Source organism: Dietzia sp. NPDC055343 (genome assembly GCF_053645265.1).
On record NZ_JBSHMJ010000007.1, the window covers coordinates 73,317 to 86,093 of the forward strand.

At 70.1% G+C, this 12,777-nt stretch carries 14 protein-coding genes; 4 read left to right on the forward strand and 10 right to left on the reverse strand.

Annotated features, from left to right (window positions below; all coding sequences use genetic code 11):
• Positions 1 to 14: 14 nt before the first annotated feature.
• The 3 genes from ACWIE7_RS05500 to ACWIE7_RS05510 form a co-directional block, all read right to left on the reverse strand.
• On the reverse strand, positions 15 to 578 hold the full coding sequence (locus ACWIE7_RS05500) for a DUF1648 domain-containing protein (protein ID WP_454068753.1): 564 nt from the start codon (positions 576 to 578) through the stop codon (positions 15 to 17).
• Positions 579 to 630: 52 nt separating this feature from the next.
• The gene (gene purT, locus ACWIE7_RS05505) at positions 631 to 1,866 is read right to left on the reverse strand and encodes a formate-dependent phosphoribosylglycinamide formyltransferase (RefSeq protein ID WP_454068754.1); all 1,236 of its coding nucleotides are present in this window, start codon (positions 1,864 to 1,866) and stop codon (positions 631 to 633) included.
• A 107-nt stretch (positions 1,867 to 1,973) separates the two neighbouring features.
• Entirely contained in the window at positions 1,974 to 2,783 is an 810-nt protein-coding gene (locus ACWIE7_RS05510; RefSeq protein WP_454068755.1) for a hypothetical protein, read from the reverse strand.
• A 256-nt stretch (positions 2,784 to 3,039) separates the two neighbouring features.
• Here ACWIE7_RS05510 and ACWIE7_RS05515 point away from each other — a divergent pair, with 256 nt between their 5' ends.
• The gene (locus ACWIE7_RS05515) at positions 3,040 to 4,137 is read left to right on the forward strand and encodes a CaiB/BaiF CoA transferase family protein (RefSeq protein ID WP_344993663.1); all 1,098 of its coding nucleotides are present in this window, start codon (positions 3,040 to 3,042) and stop codon (positions 4,135 to 4,137) included.
• A 2-nt stretch (positions 4,138 to 4,139) separates the two neighbouring features.
• A complete protein-coding gene (locus ACWIE7_RS05520; RefSeq protein ID WP_344993660.1) occupies positions 4,140 to 4,535 on the forward strand; it encodes a GntR family transcriptional regulator in 396 nt (131 codons plus the stop codon).
• A 162-nt stretch (positions 4,536 to 4,697) separates the two neighbouring features.
• Here the strand turns inward: ACWIE7_RS05520 and ACWIE7_RS05525 are convergent, their stop codons facing one another.
• Positions 4,698 to 5,657, reverse strand: coding sequence for a hypothetical protein (locus ACWIE7_RS05525; RefSeq protein ID WP_454068756.1), 960 nt, complete (start codon positions 5,655 to 5,657; stop codon positions 4,698 to 4,700).
• Between the two features lie 416 nt (positions 5,658 to 6,073).
• Here ACWIE7_RS05525 and ACWIE7_RS05530 point away from each other — a divergent pair, with 416 nt between their 5' ends.
• Entirely contained in the window at positions 6,074 to 6,361 is a 288-nt protein-coding gene (locus ACWIE7_RS05530) for a hypothetical protein (RefSeq protein ID WP_454068757.1), read from the forward strand.
• An 81-nt stretch (positions 6,362 to 6,442) separates the two neighbouring features.
• Here ACWIE7_RS05530 and ACWIE7_RS05535 read toward each other — a convergent pair whose 3' ends face one another.
• The 4 genes from ACWIE7_RS05535 to ACWIE7_RS05550 form a co-directional block, all read right to left on the reverse strand.
• A complete protein-coding gene (locus ACWIE7_RS05535; RefSeq protein WP_259842917.1) occupies positions 6,443 to 7,729 on the reverse strand; it encodes an adenylosuccinate synthase in 1,287 nt (428 codons plus the stop codon).
• A gap of 111 nt (positions 7,730 to 7,840) precedes the next feature.
• Positions 7,841 to 8,743: a 5-oxoprolinase subunit C family protein gene (locus ACWIE7_RS05540; RefSeq protein WP_454068758.1), complete on the reverse strand. Its 903-nt coding sequence runs from the start codon at positions 8,741 to 8,743 to the stop codon at positions 7,841 to 7,843.
• Positions 8,740 to 9,525, reverse strand: coding sequence for a 5-oxoprolinase subunit B family protein (locus ACWIE7_RS05545; protein ID WP_454068759.1), 786 nt, complete (start codon positions 9,523 to 9,525; stop codon positions 8,740 to 8,742). Before ACWIE7_RS05545 ends, ACWIE7_RS05540 begins: the two co-directional genes overlap by 4 nt.
• A gap of 12 nt (positions 9,526 to 9,537) precedes the next feature.
• Positions 9,538 to 10,365, reverse strand: coding sequence for a LamB/YcsF family protein (locus tag ACWIE7_RS05550; RefSeq protein WP_454068760.1), 828 nt, complete (start codon positions 10,363 to 10,365; stop codon positions 9,538 to 9,540).
• A gap of 131 nt (positions 10,366 to 10,496) precedes the next feature.
• Here ACWIE7_RS05550 and ACWIE7_RS05555 point away from each other — a divergent pair, with 131 nt between their 5' ends.
• Positions 10,497 to 11,153, forward strand: a complete 657-nt coding sequence (locus ACWIE7_RS05555; protein WP_454058462.1) for a hypothetical protein — start codon at positions 10,497 to 10,499, stop codon at positions 11,151 to 11,153.
• Here ACWIE7_RS05555 and ACWIE7_RS05560 read toward each other — a convergent pair.
• Both ACWIE7_RS05560 and ACWIE7_RS05565 read right to left on the reverse strand, forming a co-directional pair.
• Positions 11,098 to 12,387, reverse strand: coding sequence for an FUSC family protein (locus ACWIE7_RS05560; RefSeq protein ID WP_454068761.1), 1,290 nt, complete (start codon positions 12,385 to 12,387; stop codon positions 11,098 to 11,100). The two genes, ACWIE7_RS05555 and ACWIE7_RS05560, sit on opposite strands and share 56 nt — an antisense overlap.
• Complete coding sequence (locus tag ACWIE7_RS05565; protein WP_452099903.1) at positions 12,344 to 12,760, reverse strand: DUF3151 domain-containing protein; 417 nt, start codon at positions 12,758 to 12,760, stop codon at positions 12,344 to 12,346. Before ACWIE7_RS05565 ends, ACWIE7_RS05560 begins: the two co-directional genes overlap by 44 nt.
• Between the last annotated feature and the right edge of the window lie 17 nt (positions 12,761 to 12,777).

Here is a 12,777-nt window from a genome sequence, read left to right on the forward strand (position 1 = left end):
CGCTCAACGCCTGCTCAGAGCACATCCTGTTCGGCGTAGCGGCCACCGGCGTACATGCGGGCCAACACCGCGAACAGTCCTACGCCGAACACCGCCAGCGAACCGTACAGCACCCCGTTCGCCATGGAATCCGACTCCGCCCGCGCGGTCATCGCGATCCCCACGTCGATCGCCACCAGCAGAGCCAGAGTGAGTACCGCGATCAGCCACAGGTCCTCCCGGATCAACCGCTCGAACCTACGCAGTCGTGGGCCGGATGTGATCCACCAGTCCCGATTGGGCGCGTTGATGGCCTGCGGCCAACGCAGCACCAGTCGGGCCAGGGACGGCAGCGGGATCACGCACAGCAAGGGGATCAACACCGAGAACGCGAGCGCGCCGTTTTTGCTGGACCAGCCGTCTGCCCGGCCGGAGCCGTCGAAGTGGGTGGGGATCCGGTCGGGCAGGACCATGAACTGCCAGATCACCACCGCCAGCCAGACCGCCACCGCGACGATCGCCAGCACACGGATCCATGGTGCAGTGGGCTCACGCGGCAGGTCGCGGGCGTCGTCGAGCGGCGAACTCGTCGTCGTCATATGTCGGACCCCTCGGGCACAGTCTTCGCCATGATCAGTACGCGCGCGGTACCTACTTCACCACCCGCACGTGCGACGCGGCCTTGCGGGCGCGCTCGCGGGCGGTCTCGATGTTCTCAGCGGTGGCAACTGCCACGCCCATGCGGCGGAACTCGCTGGTCGAGGGCTTGCCGAACAGGCGGAGGTCAGCTTCCGGCACTGCCATCGCCGCGGCCACGCCCGTGAAGCCCACCCCCTCGGCGTCCATCCCGCCGTATATCACCGCGGACGCGCCCGGGCTGGACATGGTCGTGACGACCGGCAGGCCCAGCACCGCGCGGGCGTGCATCTCGAACTCGCTGAGCACCTGGCTGCGTAGCGTCACCAGACCCGTGTCGTGGGGGCGCGGGCTGACCTCGGAGAAGTACACGTCGACGCCCTTGACGAAGAGCTCGACACCGAACACGCCGACCCCGCCGAGCGCGCCCGTGATCCGCGCCGCGACCGAGCGCGCCGAGTCGTAGGCGTCCTGCGTCATGGCCTGCGGCTGCCACGATTCCACGTAGTCCCCACGCTCTTGGGTGTGGCCGATCGGCTCGCAGAAATCGGTGCGGATCCGGCCGGTCTCTGGGTCCACGCTGCGGACGGTGAGCAGGGTGATCTCGTACTCGAAGTCGACGAACGACTCCACGATCACGCGCGCCCCCGCGACGCGGGCGCCGGACTGCGCGTAGTTCCATGCCGCCTCAACGTCGTCGGGACCGTCGAGGGAAGACTGTCCCTTGCCCGACGACGACATTGTTGGCTTCACCAGGCACGGATACCCGGTCGTGTCGCAGGCCTCGCGTAGCTCCTCGAGCGACGAGGCGAAGGCGTACCGACTGGTGGGCAGGCCCAGCTCCTCGGCGGCGAGGCGGCGGATGCCCTCGCGGTCCATGGTCAGCCTGACCGCCCGCGCGGTGGGCACGACTCGCGCCAGACCTTCGCGCTCGATCTCCTCGAGTGCGGTGGTGGCGATGGCCTCGATCTCGGGCAGGATCACCTGAGGCCGCTCCAGCTCCACGACCCGGCGAACCTCGTCGGCGTTCGTCATGTCGATGGTGTGCGAGCGGTGTGCGACCTGGTGGGCGGGCGCACCGTCATAGCGGTCCACGGCGATCACCTCCACGCCCAAGCGCTGGAGTGCGATCGCCACCTCCTTGCCCAACTCGCCGGAGCCGAGCAGCATCACGCGTGTGGCCTCCGGTGCGCCGGGGGTGCCGAAGCGGTCCGTGACGGGCGGAGCCAGGGGATCATGCGCGCTGGTCATGGCACACAGGCTAGTAGATGACAGCAGACGACCCCGGCCGGTCCACCCGCCTGTGGCGAGGGCCTCCCGGGGCCGTCTGGTTTGCGATGGTGCTGAGGGCTGGCCGATTACTCGGCGGGCTCCTCGGCCGGGGGCTCCTCGGTGTCGGCGTCGTCGCCGGCACTGGCTGAGGCCAGCGAGCCGAGGGCCGTGACGCCGGTCTCGACACTGCCGCCCGAGACGGAGCCAGCCTGGATCGATCCGCCCGGAACAATTTCGTTGATCTGGTCCGCGACGACCTGCTTGTCGATGCCGTTGTAGGTCTCTCGGTCGCCGCTCCCCTCAGGCAGACACACCACCACGGCGAGCGCGGACGTCTCCGGCGAGGGGGGCGTCCAGGAGACTTGGTCGCCTGAATCGACGGTGATGCTCTCGCCGCCCAAGCCCAGTGCGAACCCGGCCACGAATCCCGCCACGTCGCCGCCCTCGGCCGGATTGGGATCCGCCCTCACTATCGGCTCGCCCTCGGCGTTCCCACCGAAGAGCGAGACGTCGCCGCCCTCTTCGAGAGCGTCCATCAGAGCGAGGGCCGCTAAGGCGTCGTCGGGGTCGTAGTCGGTGTCGATGTCGTTTTCCAGCACCGTCGAGTACGGCGCGGTGAAACCGAGGCACTCCTGCGCGCCATCGGTCTCATTGACGTACGTGATGGCAGGGCCGCCCTCGGCGTTCGGCGTCACGGCAACCGGGCCGTTGAGCGCTTCAGCGGCGGTCTCGAGGTCACCGGCGACGTCTCCGAGGCCAAGTGAGCTGCTACCGAGTGAGCCGGTCGCACCCTGATCGTCGTCTTGCGCGGCAGCGACGCCGGCCCCGGCGAGAGTGGTTCCGGCGGCCAACGCCAGCGCAGAAGCGCCGGCAGCGAATCCTTTGAGACAAGACATTGAAACTCCTTGCGTGGGGAAAACTCCGCGCAAACCTGATGGACGCGTTGACGTCTCAGTGAATGCCGTGGCCCACGGTGGTGGAAGTCACAGGAACTGCGTGGCTATTTGGACGACCGACCCACAAGATGAGCTGATTCTCACCCCCGGCGCCCACCCGTGCCACTTGTGTCACTCGTGCCACATTGGAGGTGCCGCGCTCGTCAGGCGGTGAAGGCGATAACGTGTGGGGAAAGCCACACGAAAGGGCACACCTGTGACCACTGCATCTACCGGCCCGCTCGCCGGCATCCGCGTCGTCGAACTGAACGGCATTGGCCCCGGTCCGCACGCCTGCATGATGATGGCCGACCTGGGCGCCGACGTCGTGACCGTCATGCGTCCGGGTGAACTGGCCACCCAGGTCGACGGCTGGGCACACATCACCCGTCGCGGCCGAACCGTCGTGGAGGCAAACCTCAAGAGCGATGAGGGCCTGGCACAGGTTCGCGGCCTGATCGCCAAGGCGGACGTGCTGGTCGAAGGCTTCCGACCCGGGGTCACGGAACGAATGGGCCTGGGCCCGGACGAGTGCCTCGAACTCAACCCGCGGCTGGTGTACGCGCGGATGACCGGCTGGGGGCAGTTCGGGCCGCTCGCCCTCACCGCTGGCCACGACCTCAACTACATCTCGCTCACCGGCCACCTCAATGCGACCGCTCGCAAGGGCGAGCGCCCGGTGCCCCCGCTGAACCTCGTGGGCGATTTCGGTGGCGGGTCGATGTTCCTCATCCAGGGCATCCTCGCGGCGATCATCGAGCGCTCGACCTCCGGAATCGGCCAGGTCATCGACGCCGCCATGACTGACGGCGCTTCGGTGCTGGGCCAGTTCCAGTGGGCCATGCGCGGCCGCGATCAATGGTCCGACGTCGCCGGAACGAACATGCTCGACACGGGGTACCCGTTCTACGACGTCTACACCTGCTCGGACGGCAAGTTCATGGCCGTCGGCGCCCTCGAGCCCCAGTTCTATGCCGAGTTCGTTCGCATTCTCGGCATCGACGGCGACGAGGTCCCCGGCCAGTTCGACGTGGACCGCTGGGACGAGTTGCGAGAGATCATCGCCGACACGTTCGCGGAGAAGACTCGCGACGAGTGGGCCGAGCAGTTCTACGGCACCGACGCCTGCACCACTCCGGTTTTGACCTACACGGAATCGCTGGACCACCCCCACAACGTGGCGCGCGAGACCTTCGTCGACGTCAACGGCGACATGGGCCCGGCGCCCGCGCCGCGATTCTCGCGCACCCCTGCCGCCCCGGTCCCGGCCGCGCCGCCGCGCGAGGTGACCGACATCGACCAGGTCTGGGTCTGATCATGAGCGAAACGGGGGTCGGCTCGCAGATTGACGGGATCGTTCTGGCATTGGACCCGCACTCGACCGAGCCGCCGTTTCGCCAGCTCAAGGGGCAGATTGTCGAGGCCATCCGCCGGGGAACGCTGACCCCCGGGACCCGCATGCCGGCGATCCGCACCATGGCGACGGAGGTCGGGATCGCGGCAAGGACGGCAGCCAAAGTCTACAGCGAACTCGAGGAGGCGGGAATGTTGGAGGGCCGCGGCCGCTCGGGAACCTTCGTCACGGCTCCCGATCTGACGAGCGCAGTTCTGACCCGCGCCGCCGAGGAGTTCGCCGAACGGGCCGTCGGCTCTGGTTTCACGTTGAACGAGGCGATCACCGCGGTCCGCGTGGCATATAGCCACGTTGACTGACCAGTCTCGCGCCCTTCGAACGGTCGCGATTCTGCAGGCATCGGCCGAGTAGCCGCCTGCAGGATCGCGACATCGTTCGACGAAATGCGACGAGATTCCACGAATCGCGACCTACCACCATCGCGTATCGACTTCCAGTCACCGAACACCGCGGTGACGCTGTCACGGCCGCCAGCCTTGACGCTCGAATGCGGCGCGCGCAAAGCCGATCAGGTCTTTCGGCGACCTCAACATTCCCTGTGTCACGCGGGGGGCGTCCCAGCCCAGAACTCCTAGCCGGGCATTCGACATGGAATCACGGTCGCGGCGCTCCCGTTTGAGATGCTCCTCCCCGTCGTACTGCAGTCCCACCTTCCACTCCCGGTTCCCCAGATCCAGCCGAGAAACGAGTCGCCCCAGCTCATCAAATACCTCGACCTGTGATTCCAGTTGCGGAAGGTCCGTTGCTGCCATCAGCAACCGCAACTCGGTCTCCTTAGGGGACTCGGCCTTGGGATCCACCGACGGCAAGAGACCGAGAACCCGTCGAACGCCAGTGTGGCCAGCCATTGTGAACGCGGTCTCGGCGATTGCGTCCGGAGTTGCGCGCCCGGTCCTGCACATCGAATCGAGCGCGGCGACCGCTCTGACATCCGAGTCGAGTTGCCGAGCCAGGTCGATCGCCGTGCGAGCTGGTGTGGTGACAGACATGCCGCCGACCTGTACGGACTCAGGGGCAGCGCGCCATCTCCGAACGACTATGCCGGGCGGCGGGGTTCGGAAGTCCGGTCTCCAGAGCTGCACGGCGTCGTCGACCATCTCAGTCCCGAAGTACTCCTCCCCAGAAAGGAATGCCGCTGTACCAGCACACAGCACTGAACCGGGGCCGGCCCAGAGCCAGGCCGCCCGAATGGTCTGATACGTCGTCAGCTCGGCTGACCTCGCCACGAAGACCCGTGGGTGCACCTTTCGGAATCGGGTCTGCAGATCATGGCGGGTCAGCACTCCGTACTGCAGCGCGGCCCGGCCGAGAAAGGGTTCTCCGCGATAGACCGCATCCACAAACCGTGCTGCCGATGGCCGGCTCGTCGCGAAATCTGCTGGGTTATCTAGCGCCACGATTCCATCGTCGTCGGTGGCCACTGGGCGATCGGCGACGAACAGGGCGGAATGTGGATAACCCGTCGACGATCCACAGGGTTTGACGTGCGAAGACACCGAGTTTCTGCGCCAGGCGGCCTCATTTCGCAGGAATCTCGGCAGCGGGCTCAGTTGCGGCCTCAGGGCGCCGCCCCCGCCGACATCTCTGCCCTTGCCCGGTCGGTCGCGATTCGTAAAATCCGGTCGCATATCGTGAGATCCGGTCGCGATCCTGCAGGGGTCTACTCGGCCGATGCCTGCCAGAACGCGACCGATCAGAAATGGGATGCGGATCCCTCGCGGTAGGTAGCAAGGCCCGGCCAGCCCCGGTCCAGTTGCCCCTCCCGGCAAGGAGCGGCGACGCCGTGAAATGCGGCACTCTCGGTAATGCCCCTGTCAACGCGCCCGATAGGACGTACATGAACAAAACCCGCACCGGATCCCTCGTTGCCGCCCTCGCACTGACCGCCGCCACCGTGGCAGTCGCCCCCGCCCATGCCGCCCCGGCCGCCACCGTGGATTCGGCAACAGTTCAGTACGACACGACCGGCGCCGAGTCCTCCGCGAGCGGATCTTTGGAGAACGAGGCCGTGCAGGTGGGGCTGGTCCTCATCGCCGGCATCGGCGTCTCGATCGCGTTGGCGGTCGGCGCGGGCATCGGTGGCGGCGCGATCGAGCTCCCGCCGATCCCGGGGCTCCCGGTCTAAGCGCCCACAGAGCGAGAAAAGCGCCCCGCACCCTTCAGGAGATGGGTGCGGGGCGCTCGTCAACTCACGCCGCGAACAGCCTCACGCCAGGATGTCGCGCCGCACCACGTTCTGGTCGCGGCCGGGTCCCACGCCGATGTACGACATGTGGCAGCCGGCCAACTCCTCGAGCCGCAATACGTAATCACGAGCCTCGGGCGGCAGATCCTCGAAGACGCGGGCTCCGGTGATGTCCTCTTCCCAGCCCGGCATGGTCTCGTAGATCGGCTCGGCGTGGTGGAAGTCGGTCTGCGACATGGGCATCTCGTCGTGCCGCACGCCGTCCACGTCGTAGGCCACGCAGATCGGGATCTCGCCAATGCCGGTGAGTACGTCCAGCTTCGTCAGGAAGTAGTCGGTGAAGCCGTTGACGCGCGCGGCGTACCGGGCGATCACGGCGTCGTACCAGCCACAGCGGCGGGTGCGGCCGGTGTTGACGCCCACCTCACCGCCGGTGACCTGCAGGTACTCGCCCCACTTGTCGAAGAGCTCGGTGGGGAACGGCCCGGCGCCCACGCGGGTGGTGTACGCCTTGACGATGCCCAGCGAGTGGGTGATCTTGGTGGGCCCGATGCCCGAGCCCACGCAGGCGCCACCGGCGGTCGGGTTGGACGACGTCACGAACGGGTAGGTGCCGTGGTCCACGTCGAGCATGGTGGCCTGGCCGCCCTCCATGAGCACAGACTCGCCGCGCTCGAGCGCCTGGTTGAGCATGAGCGTGGTGTCGGCGACCATCGGCCGCAGCCGGTCGGCGTAGCCGAGGAAGTACTCGACCATCTCCTCGACCTCGACCGCGCGGCGGTTGTAGATCTTGACCAGGATCTGGTTCTTGAGGTGCAGCGCACCCTCGATCTTCTGCCGCAGGATCGACTCGTCGAACACGTCCTGGACGCGGATCCCCACACGCGAGACCTTGTCGGCGTAGGTGGGGCCGATGCCGCGCCCGGTGGTGCCGATGGCCTTCTTGCCGAGGAACCGCTCGGTGACCTTGTCGAGCTGCTGGTGGTACGGCGCCACGAGGTGCGCGTCGGCGGAGATCCGCAGGCGGGAGGTGTCGGCGCCGCGCGCCTGCAGTCCCTCGATCTCCTCGAAGAGCGCCTCCAGGTTCACCACCACGCCGTTGCCGATCACCGGCACGGCCGTGGGCGAGAGGATGCCGGCGGGCAGGAGCTTGAGCTCGTACTTCTCACCGCCCACCACGACGGTGTGGCCGGCGTTGTTCCCGCCGTTGGGCTTGACCACGTAGTCCACGTGGCCGCCCAGGATGTCGGTGGCCTTACCCTTGCCCTCGTCGCCCCACTGGGCGCCGATCAGAACGATCGCTGGCATGGTTCGCATTCACCTCGAATGAGTCGTCGTCACGGTGCACCGGCGTCAGACACCTGACAGCGAATCCGCGCACACCAACGCCCCAGAATAGTCCGTACCGCCGTGAACACCCTAGTCGGCGACGCCCCGCAGCCTGCGGAATCGCACCGGCGTTCCCGGGAGAAGCTGCGAGATCGCGTCCGCGGACCGCGCGGTGAGCACACCGATGACGGGGTACCCGCCGGTCACCGGGTGGTCGGGGCCGAACACCACGGGCGCGCCGTCGGCCGGTATCTGTACCGCGCCGCGCACCATGCCCTCGCTGGGGATCTCCGCGCGGGAGAGCCGCGGGACGGGGCGGGCGGGGTCGATGCGCACGCCCACCCGGTCGGCGTGCCCGCTGACGTGCCCGGTCAGGGCGAGCACGTCCCACGCCTCGTCGGGGAACAGGTCGTCGCGCGGCCCGGGGATCACGTCCAGCTCGACGCACACGTCACCGATGGTGGGGCCGACGCCGCCACCCACCGCGGGGTGCCAGCCCTCGGCCCACGGCCCCGCCACGAGGTCGCCCACGCCGAGCCGGTCCCCCGCGACGACGGGTGGCGGCCCCAGTGCGGCGAGGGTGTCGCGCGACCGACTTCCCAGCACGGGCGTCACGTCGATGCCGCCGCGCGCGGCCAGGTAGGCGCGAAGTCCGGCGTCGGGCCGCCCGATCTCCAGGGTCGCTCCGGCCTCGAGTCGGAGGACCTCGCCCGTGGCGGCGGTGCGGCGGGACCCGCCCGGGGAGACGACGACGACAACGCCCACCGCCCCCGTCACCGCCACCACCGCCGGGACATCGGTCTGTACGGTCAGCCCGCCGAGCAGCACCTCGAGGACGGCGGCCGCGGGGTCGGTGCCGACGGCCCGCAGCGCGGTGGCCGCGGCGGCGCGATCGGCGGCCCCCGAGGCGGTCACCCCGATGTCGGCGTGCCCGGGCCGGCCCAGGTCCTGCACGAGCACCGATGGCCCGGCCTGGAGCACCAGCAGACTCATCTGGCCCCTCCGGCGCTGCCGATGTCGGCGCTGCCGATGTCGGCGCTGCCGGCGCTGCCGGCGCTGCCGGCGCCGTCTGCACCGATGTCACGGAACCGCACGAGCGTGCCGGGTGCGAGCAGCGCGGGCTGCGGACGATCGATGTCCCACAGTGGCGCGTCGGTGGTGCCGAGCAGTCGCCACCCGCCGGGTGAAGCGCCGGGGTAGACGGCGCAGAACCGGTCGGCCACGGCCACCGATCCCGCCGGCACCTTCGGCCGCGGCGAATCCAGCCGCGGGATCGTCGGCATCGGCCCGGGGCCCGGGTCAGCGCCGGTATCGAGTTCGCCGGCTCCGAGTTCTCGCGCGTCGACGAGGTAGAAGAAGCCCGGAGCGAACCCACCGAACGCGGCCTTCCACGTGATCGAGGTGTGCATCCGGACGAACGCCTCGACGGAGACGCCGGCCAACTCGGCGACGTCGGCCAGGTCGGGGCCGTCGTAGCGGACATCCAGCGTCACCGTGCCCGCTGCAGCACCAGCCCCAGCTTCGACGTCTACCCCCGCGGGCTCGGGGCGGGCCGTGGGGCCGGCGGCGAGCAGGGCCTCCAGCGCCCGCCGCAGCCGCGGCAGATCGGCGGCACCGCGGGCGGTCACCAGCACGGTCCGGGCGGCCGCCACCACATCCACCGCCCCGAGAGGCGCGGCCCCGATCTCCTCGGCCCACCCGACCGCAGCCGCGAGATCCGCGCACTCCAGCAACAGCGCGGCCTCTCCGCAGGGGCGGATCCTCGTCGTCGTCATGGCGGGCCGGTCCTACCCGGACCCGGCCGGCTCCACGAACGGCGCCACCTCCACGCCGGCGGCCTCCAGGTCGCCCCGCACCCGGCGGGCCAGGTCGAGCGCACCGGGGGTGTCGCCGTGCACGCACACCGACGCCGCGTCGATCACCACGTGCGCCCCGCCCGCCGCGGTGATCTCCTGACCGGTCGCCATGGCCACCACGCGCGCGGCGACCTGGTCCGGGTCGCTCAGGACCGCGCCCGGCTCGCCGCGGGGCACCAACGTGCCGTCGGGCCGGTACCCGCGGTCGGCGAACGCCTCCGCCACCGCCCGCACCCCGGCTGCCGACGCGTGGTCGAGCACCACCGACCCCGGCAGGCCGAGCACCGGCAGCGGCTCCTCGCGGGCCAGCTCGGCGTAGCGCAGCACGGCGTCCATTACGCCGGCCGCCTGTTCCGCGTCGTGGACGATACGGTTGTAGAGCGCGCCGTGGGGCTTGAGGTAGCGCACCCGCGTGCCGTGGCGGCGGGCGGCCATGTCGAGCTCCTCCAGCTGGAACTGCACCAGGCGGGCGACCTCCTCACGCGACAGGTCCTGCGCCACCCGCCCGAAGTTGGCCCCGTCCCGGTACGAGGGGTGCGCGCCCAGCGCGACGCCCCGCTGCGCGGCGGCCACGGCGGTGGCATTCATGGTGGGCCGGTTCCCGGCGTGGAATCCGCAGGCGACGTTGGCCGAGGTCACCACGTCGAGCAGCGCGGCATCGTCCGGGTCGGGGCCGGCCCCGGGCGCGAGAGACGCGGCCCAGCGCGGCGTCCCCCGGCGGGCCTCACCGAGGTCGCAGTTGAGGTCGATCCTGCGCATCCCTCCATCCTGCCCCACATGTCGACTCCGGTCCGGCGCTCCGGCCGTGGTTCGACCCCCTCGCGGGCCCCGCCCCGCCGGCGACAGCCCCTGGTTCGCCCCCGCGGCCCGGGACGGTCATGATGGAAGTCATGATCGTCATCCGCTGCGGCTCGACGCCGGTCCCGACGGTCCTGGGTGAGCACTCGCGCATCGAGGTGAGCGAAGTGCCCAACAAGGACGAGATCAACCGGGCGCTGGCAGAGGTCGGGGCCCGGCGCCGCTTACTGGTGTGTGGCACCGACGCCGGCCTGTCCGCGCTGCTCACGCGCCTGATGCGCACTGAGAATCTTGATGTGGAGATCGCCTACATCGCCGAGGACGCCACCCCGGCCACGCGCGCCTACGGACTGCCGACGGGCTCCGCGGCCGCGAAGCTGGGCGTGCAGGGCCGGGCGCACGAGGTGCCGTTGGTGCGCGACGAGACCGGGGCGGTGCTGGTGGGCGAGGCCACCGTGACCGGGGCCGGCGACGACGTGCTGGTGGGCGAGGCCTACGCCGACGACGACAGGGTCTTCACCGGCAAGGTCGACGCCCTTACGGTGCGCGTCTCCCGCGACCTGCCGGGAGTTCGCGCCACCGCGGACCGGCCCCGCAGGTTCCGGCGTCGGCAGTGGTTCCAGGCGCGCGCCGTCCAGGTCGGCACGCCCGGCGCGCTGATCACCCGCGACGGCATCACCGCGCGGCGGCCGGTCAAGAGGACGACCTTCTATCGTCATATCGAGCCATTGAGGCTCGTGTTGCCTTGAACGGGGGCAGCACGGACGTCGGCCGGTCCGGCGAATCGGGCCACTCCTCGAGCAACTCCGGCTCCACCGACGGGGTCCGCACGGTCGGCGGCAGGGTGGCCACGGCCGAGATCTTGCTCAGCCCCGCCACCTGCATCATGTCCACCAGGACCGAGCGGACCTGTGCCAGCATCACGGTCTCGGTCAGGCCCGGATCGAACAGCAGCTCACGCTTGGCGCGCGAGGCCACGGCCCGCAGCTCGCGGTGGACCTGCGCGTCCTTGGGCGCGTCAGGGTCGTTCGCCACCCGCCGCGCCAGCAGCTCCACCGCGTCGGAGAGCGACCTGAGCAGCGCGACCAGCGCGGGCGGCACGTCCACCTGGTCGTCCACGGCGACGATCGCCCGTCGCGCGAGCACACGGATGTTGCGGATGCCGTTGTCCAGCGGGTTGAGGACCGCCGCGAGCGTGACCTCCTCGGGCCTGCGCCGCCGGTAGAACGGCGAGATCTTCACGAGCTCGCGCGCCCCGGCGAGCTGCTCCTCGATCGCGTCGATCGCCGGCTGGGTGTCGCGCGCGTCCTGCAGCGCGCGTCGGATCCGGTCCGAATCGCGGGTCTCCAACCCGTCCGCCACCTCCCCGAGTACCGAGGACGCCACGCCCAGCAGCGATGCAGCCTCGCGGCGGACCCGCTTGAGGGGGTGGACCGGCATCAACGCCATGAGGAGCAGCGCCACGGCGCCGCCGACGGACGCATCGACCATCCGATCGTAACCGCCGGTACTGCCCGGCGGCAGGAGCGTGGCCACGAGGATCGCCGACGACGCCGCCTGGGTCCCCACCAGGGCGCCCCGGTCGAGGAACACCGCCGCCGACATCGCCAGCACCACCACGGCCGTGATCTGCCACGGCCCCGAGCCGATGTGCGCGATGAGCAGGTCGCCCAGACCGACGCCCACCACTACTCCGATCACGAGTTCGATGCCGCGGCGCACCCGCCGGCCCATGCCGATGCCCAGCGCGATGGCCGCGGCGATGGGCGCGAAGAACGGTCGCGGGTGGTGCAGGAGGTCGTTGGCGATGAACCAGGCCAGGCCAGCGGCGATACCGCACTGCAGGATCGGCAGGAATGCGTACGCCAGACGCCGGCTCCGCGTCCTCAGCGGAACCGGCAGCGCGGCGTAGACGCCCAGCGCGCGGGCGTCGAGTCGGTCACGCCAGGCCGAGAGGCGCGGCGGCGTGCGGGTCTGACTCATTGATCAGGTCCAGACAACGGATGTACTCGTCCTCCTCGCCGATGGTCTGCGCGGCACGGGCCAGTGCGGCGACGGCGCGCAGAAAGCCCCGGTTGGGCTCATGGTCATACGGCACCGGGCCGAAGCCCTTCCAGCCGTGGCGGCGCAGCTGGTCGAGGCCGCGATGGTAGCCGGTGCGGGCGAACGCGTACGCCGACACCGCGTCATCGGCGTCCAGCGCGCGCTCGGCCAGCTCCGCCCATGCGACCGACGCCGACGGGTGCGAGGCCGCCACCGTGCGGGGTTCCTCGCCCGCGGCGAGGGCGTCCTCCGCCTCCGGGTCGCCGGTCAGACGGGTGGGCGGGGGGCCGAGAAGGTCTCCGAACTGGGTCATGCGTTCCATTGTCCATG

Excerpts from the sequence above, each read along its gene's own strand:
- ACWIE7_RS05565 (WP_452099903.1), bottom strand. The coding sequence starts at position 12,760 with ATGACCCAGTTCGGAGACCTTCTCGGCCCCCCGCCCACCCGTCTGACC.
- ACWIE7_RS05555 (WP_454058462.1), top strand. The coding sequence starts at position 10,497 with ATGATCGTCATCCGCTGCGGCTCGACGCCGGTCCCGACGGTCCTGGGT.
- ACWIE7_RS05560 (WP_454068761.1), bottom strand. The coding sequence starts at position 12,387 with ATGAGTCAGACCCGCACGCCGCCGCGCCTCTCGGCCTGGCGTGACCGA.
- ACWIE7_RS05540 (WP_454068758.1), bottom strand. The coding sequence starts at position 8,743 with ATGAGTCTGCTGGTGCTCCAGGCCGGGCCATCGGTGCTCGTGCAGGAC.
- ACWIE7_RS05530 (WP_454068757.1), top strand. The coding sequence starts at position 6,074 with ATGAACAAAACCCGCACCGGATCCCTCGTTGCCGCCCTCGCACTGACC.
- ACWIE7_RS05545 (WP_454068759.1), bottom strand. The coding sequence starts at position 9,525 with ATGACGACGACGAGGATCCGCCCCTGCGGAGAGGCCGCGCTGTTGCTG.
- ACWIE7_RS05510 (WP_454068755.1), bottom strand. The coding sequence starts at position 2,783 with ATGTCTTGTCTCAAAGGATTCGCTGCCGGCGCTTCTGCGCTGGCGTTG.
- ACWIE7_RS05535 (WP_259842917.1), bottom strand. The coding sequence starts at position 7,729 with ATGCCAGCGATCGTTCTGATCGGCGCCCAGTGGGGCGACGAGGGCAAG.
- purT (WP_454068754.1), bottom strand. The coding sequence starts at position 1,866 with ATGACCAGCGCGCATGATCCCCTGGCTCCGCCCGTCACGGACCGCTTC.
- ACWIE7_RS05520 (WP_344993660.1), top strand. The coding sequence starts at position 4,140 with ATGAGCGAAACGGGGGTCGGCTCGCAGATTGACGGGATCGTTCTGGCA.
- ACWIE7_RS05500 (WP_454068753.1), bottom strand. The coding sequence starts at position 578 with ATGACGACGACGAGTTCGCCGCTCGACGACGCCCGCGACCTGCCGCGT.
- ACWIE7_RS05550 (WP_454068760.1), bottom strand. The coding sequence starts at position 10,365 with ATGCGCAGGATCGACCTCAACTGCGACCTCGGTGAGGCCCGCCGGGGG.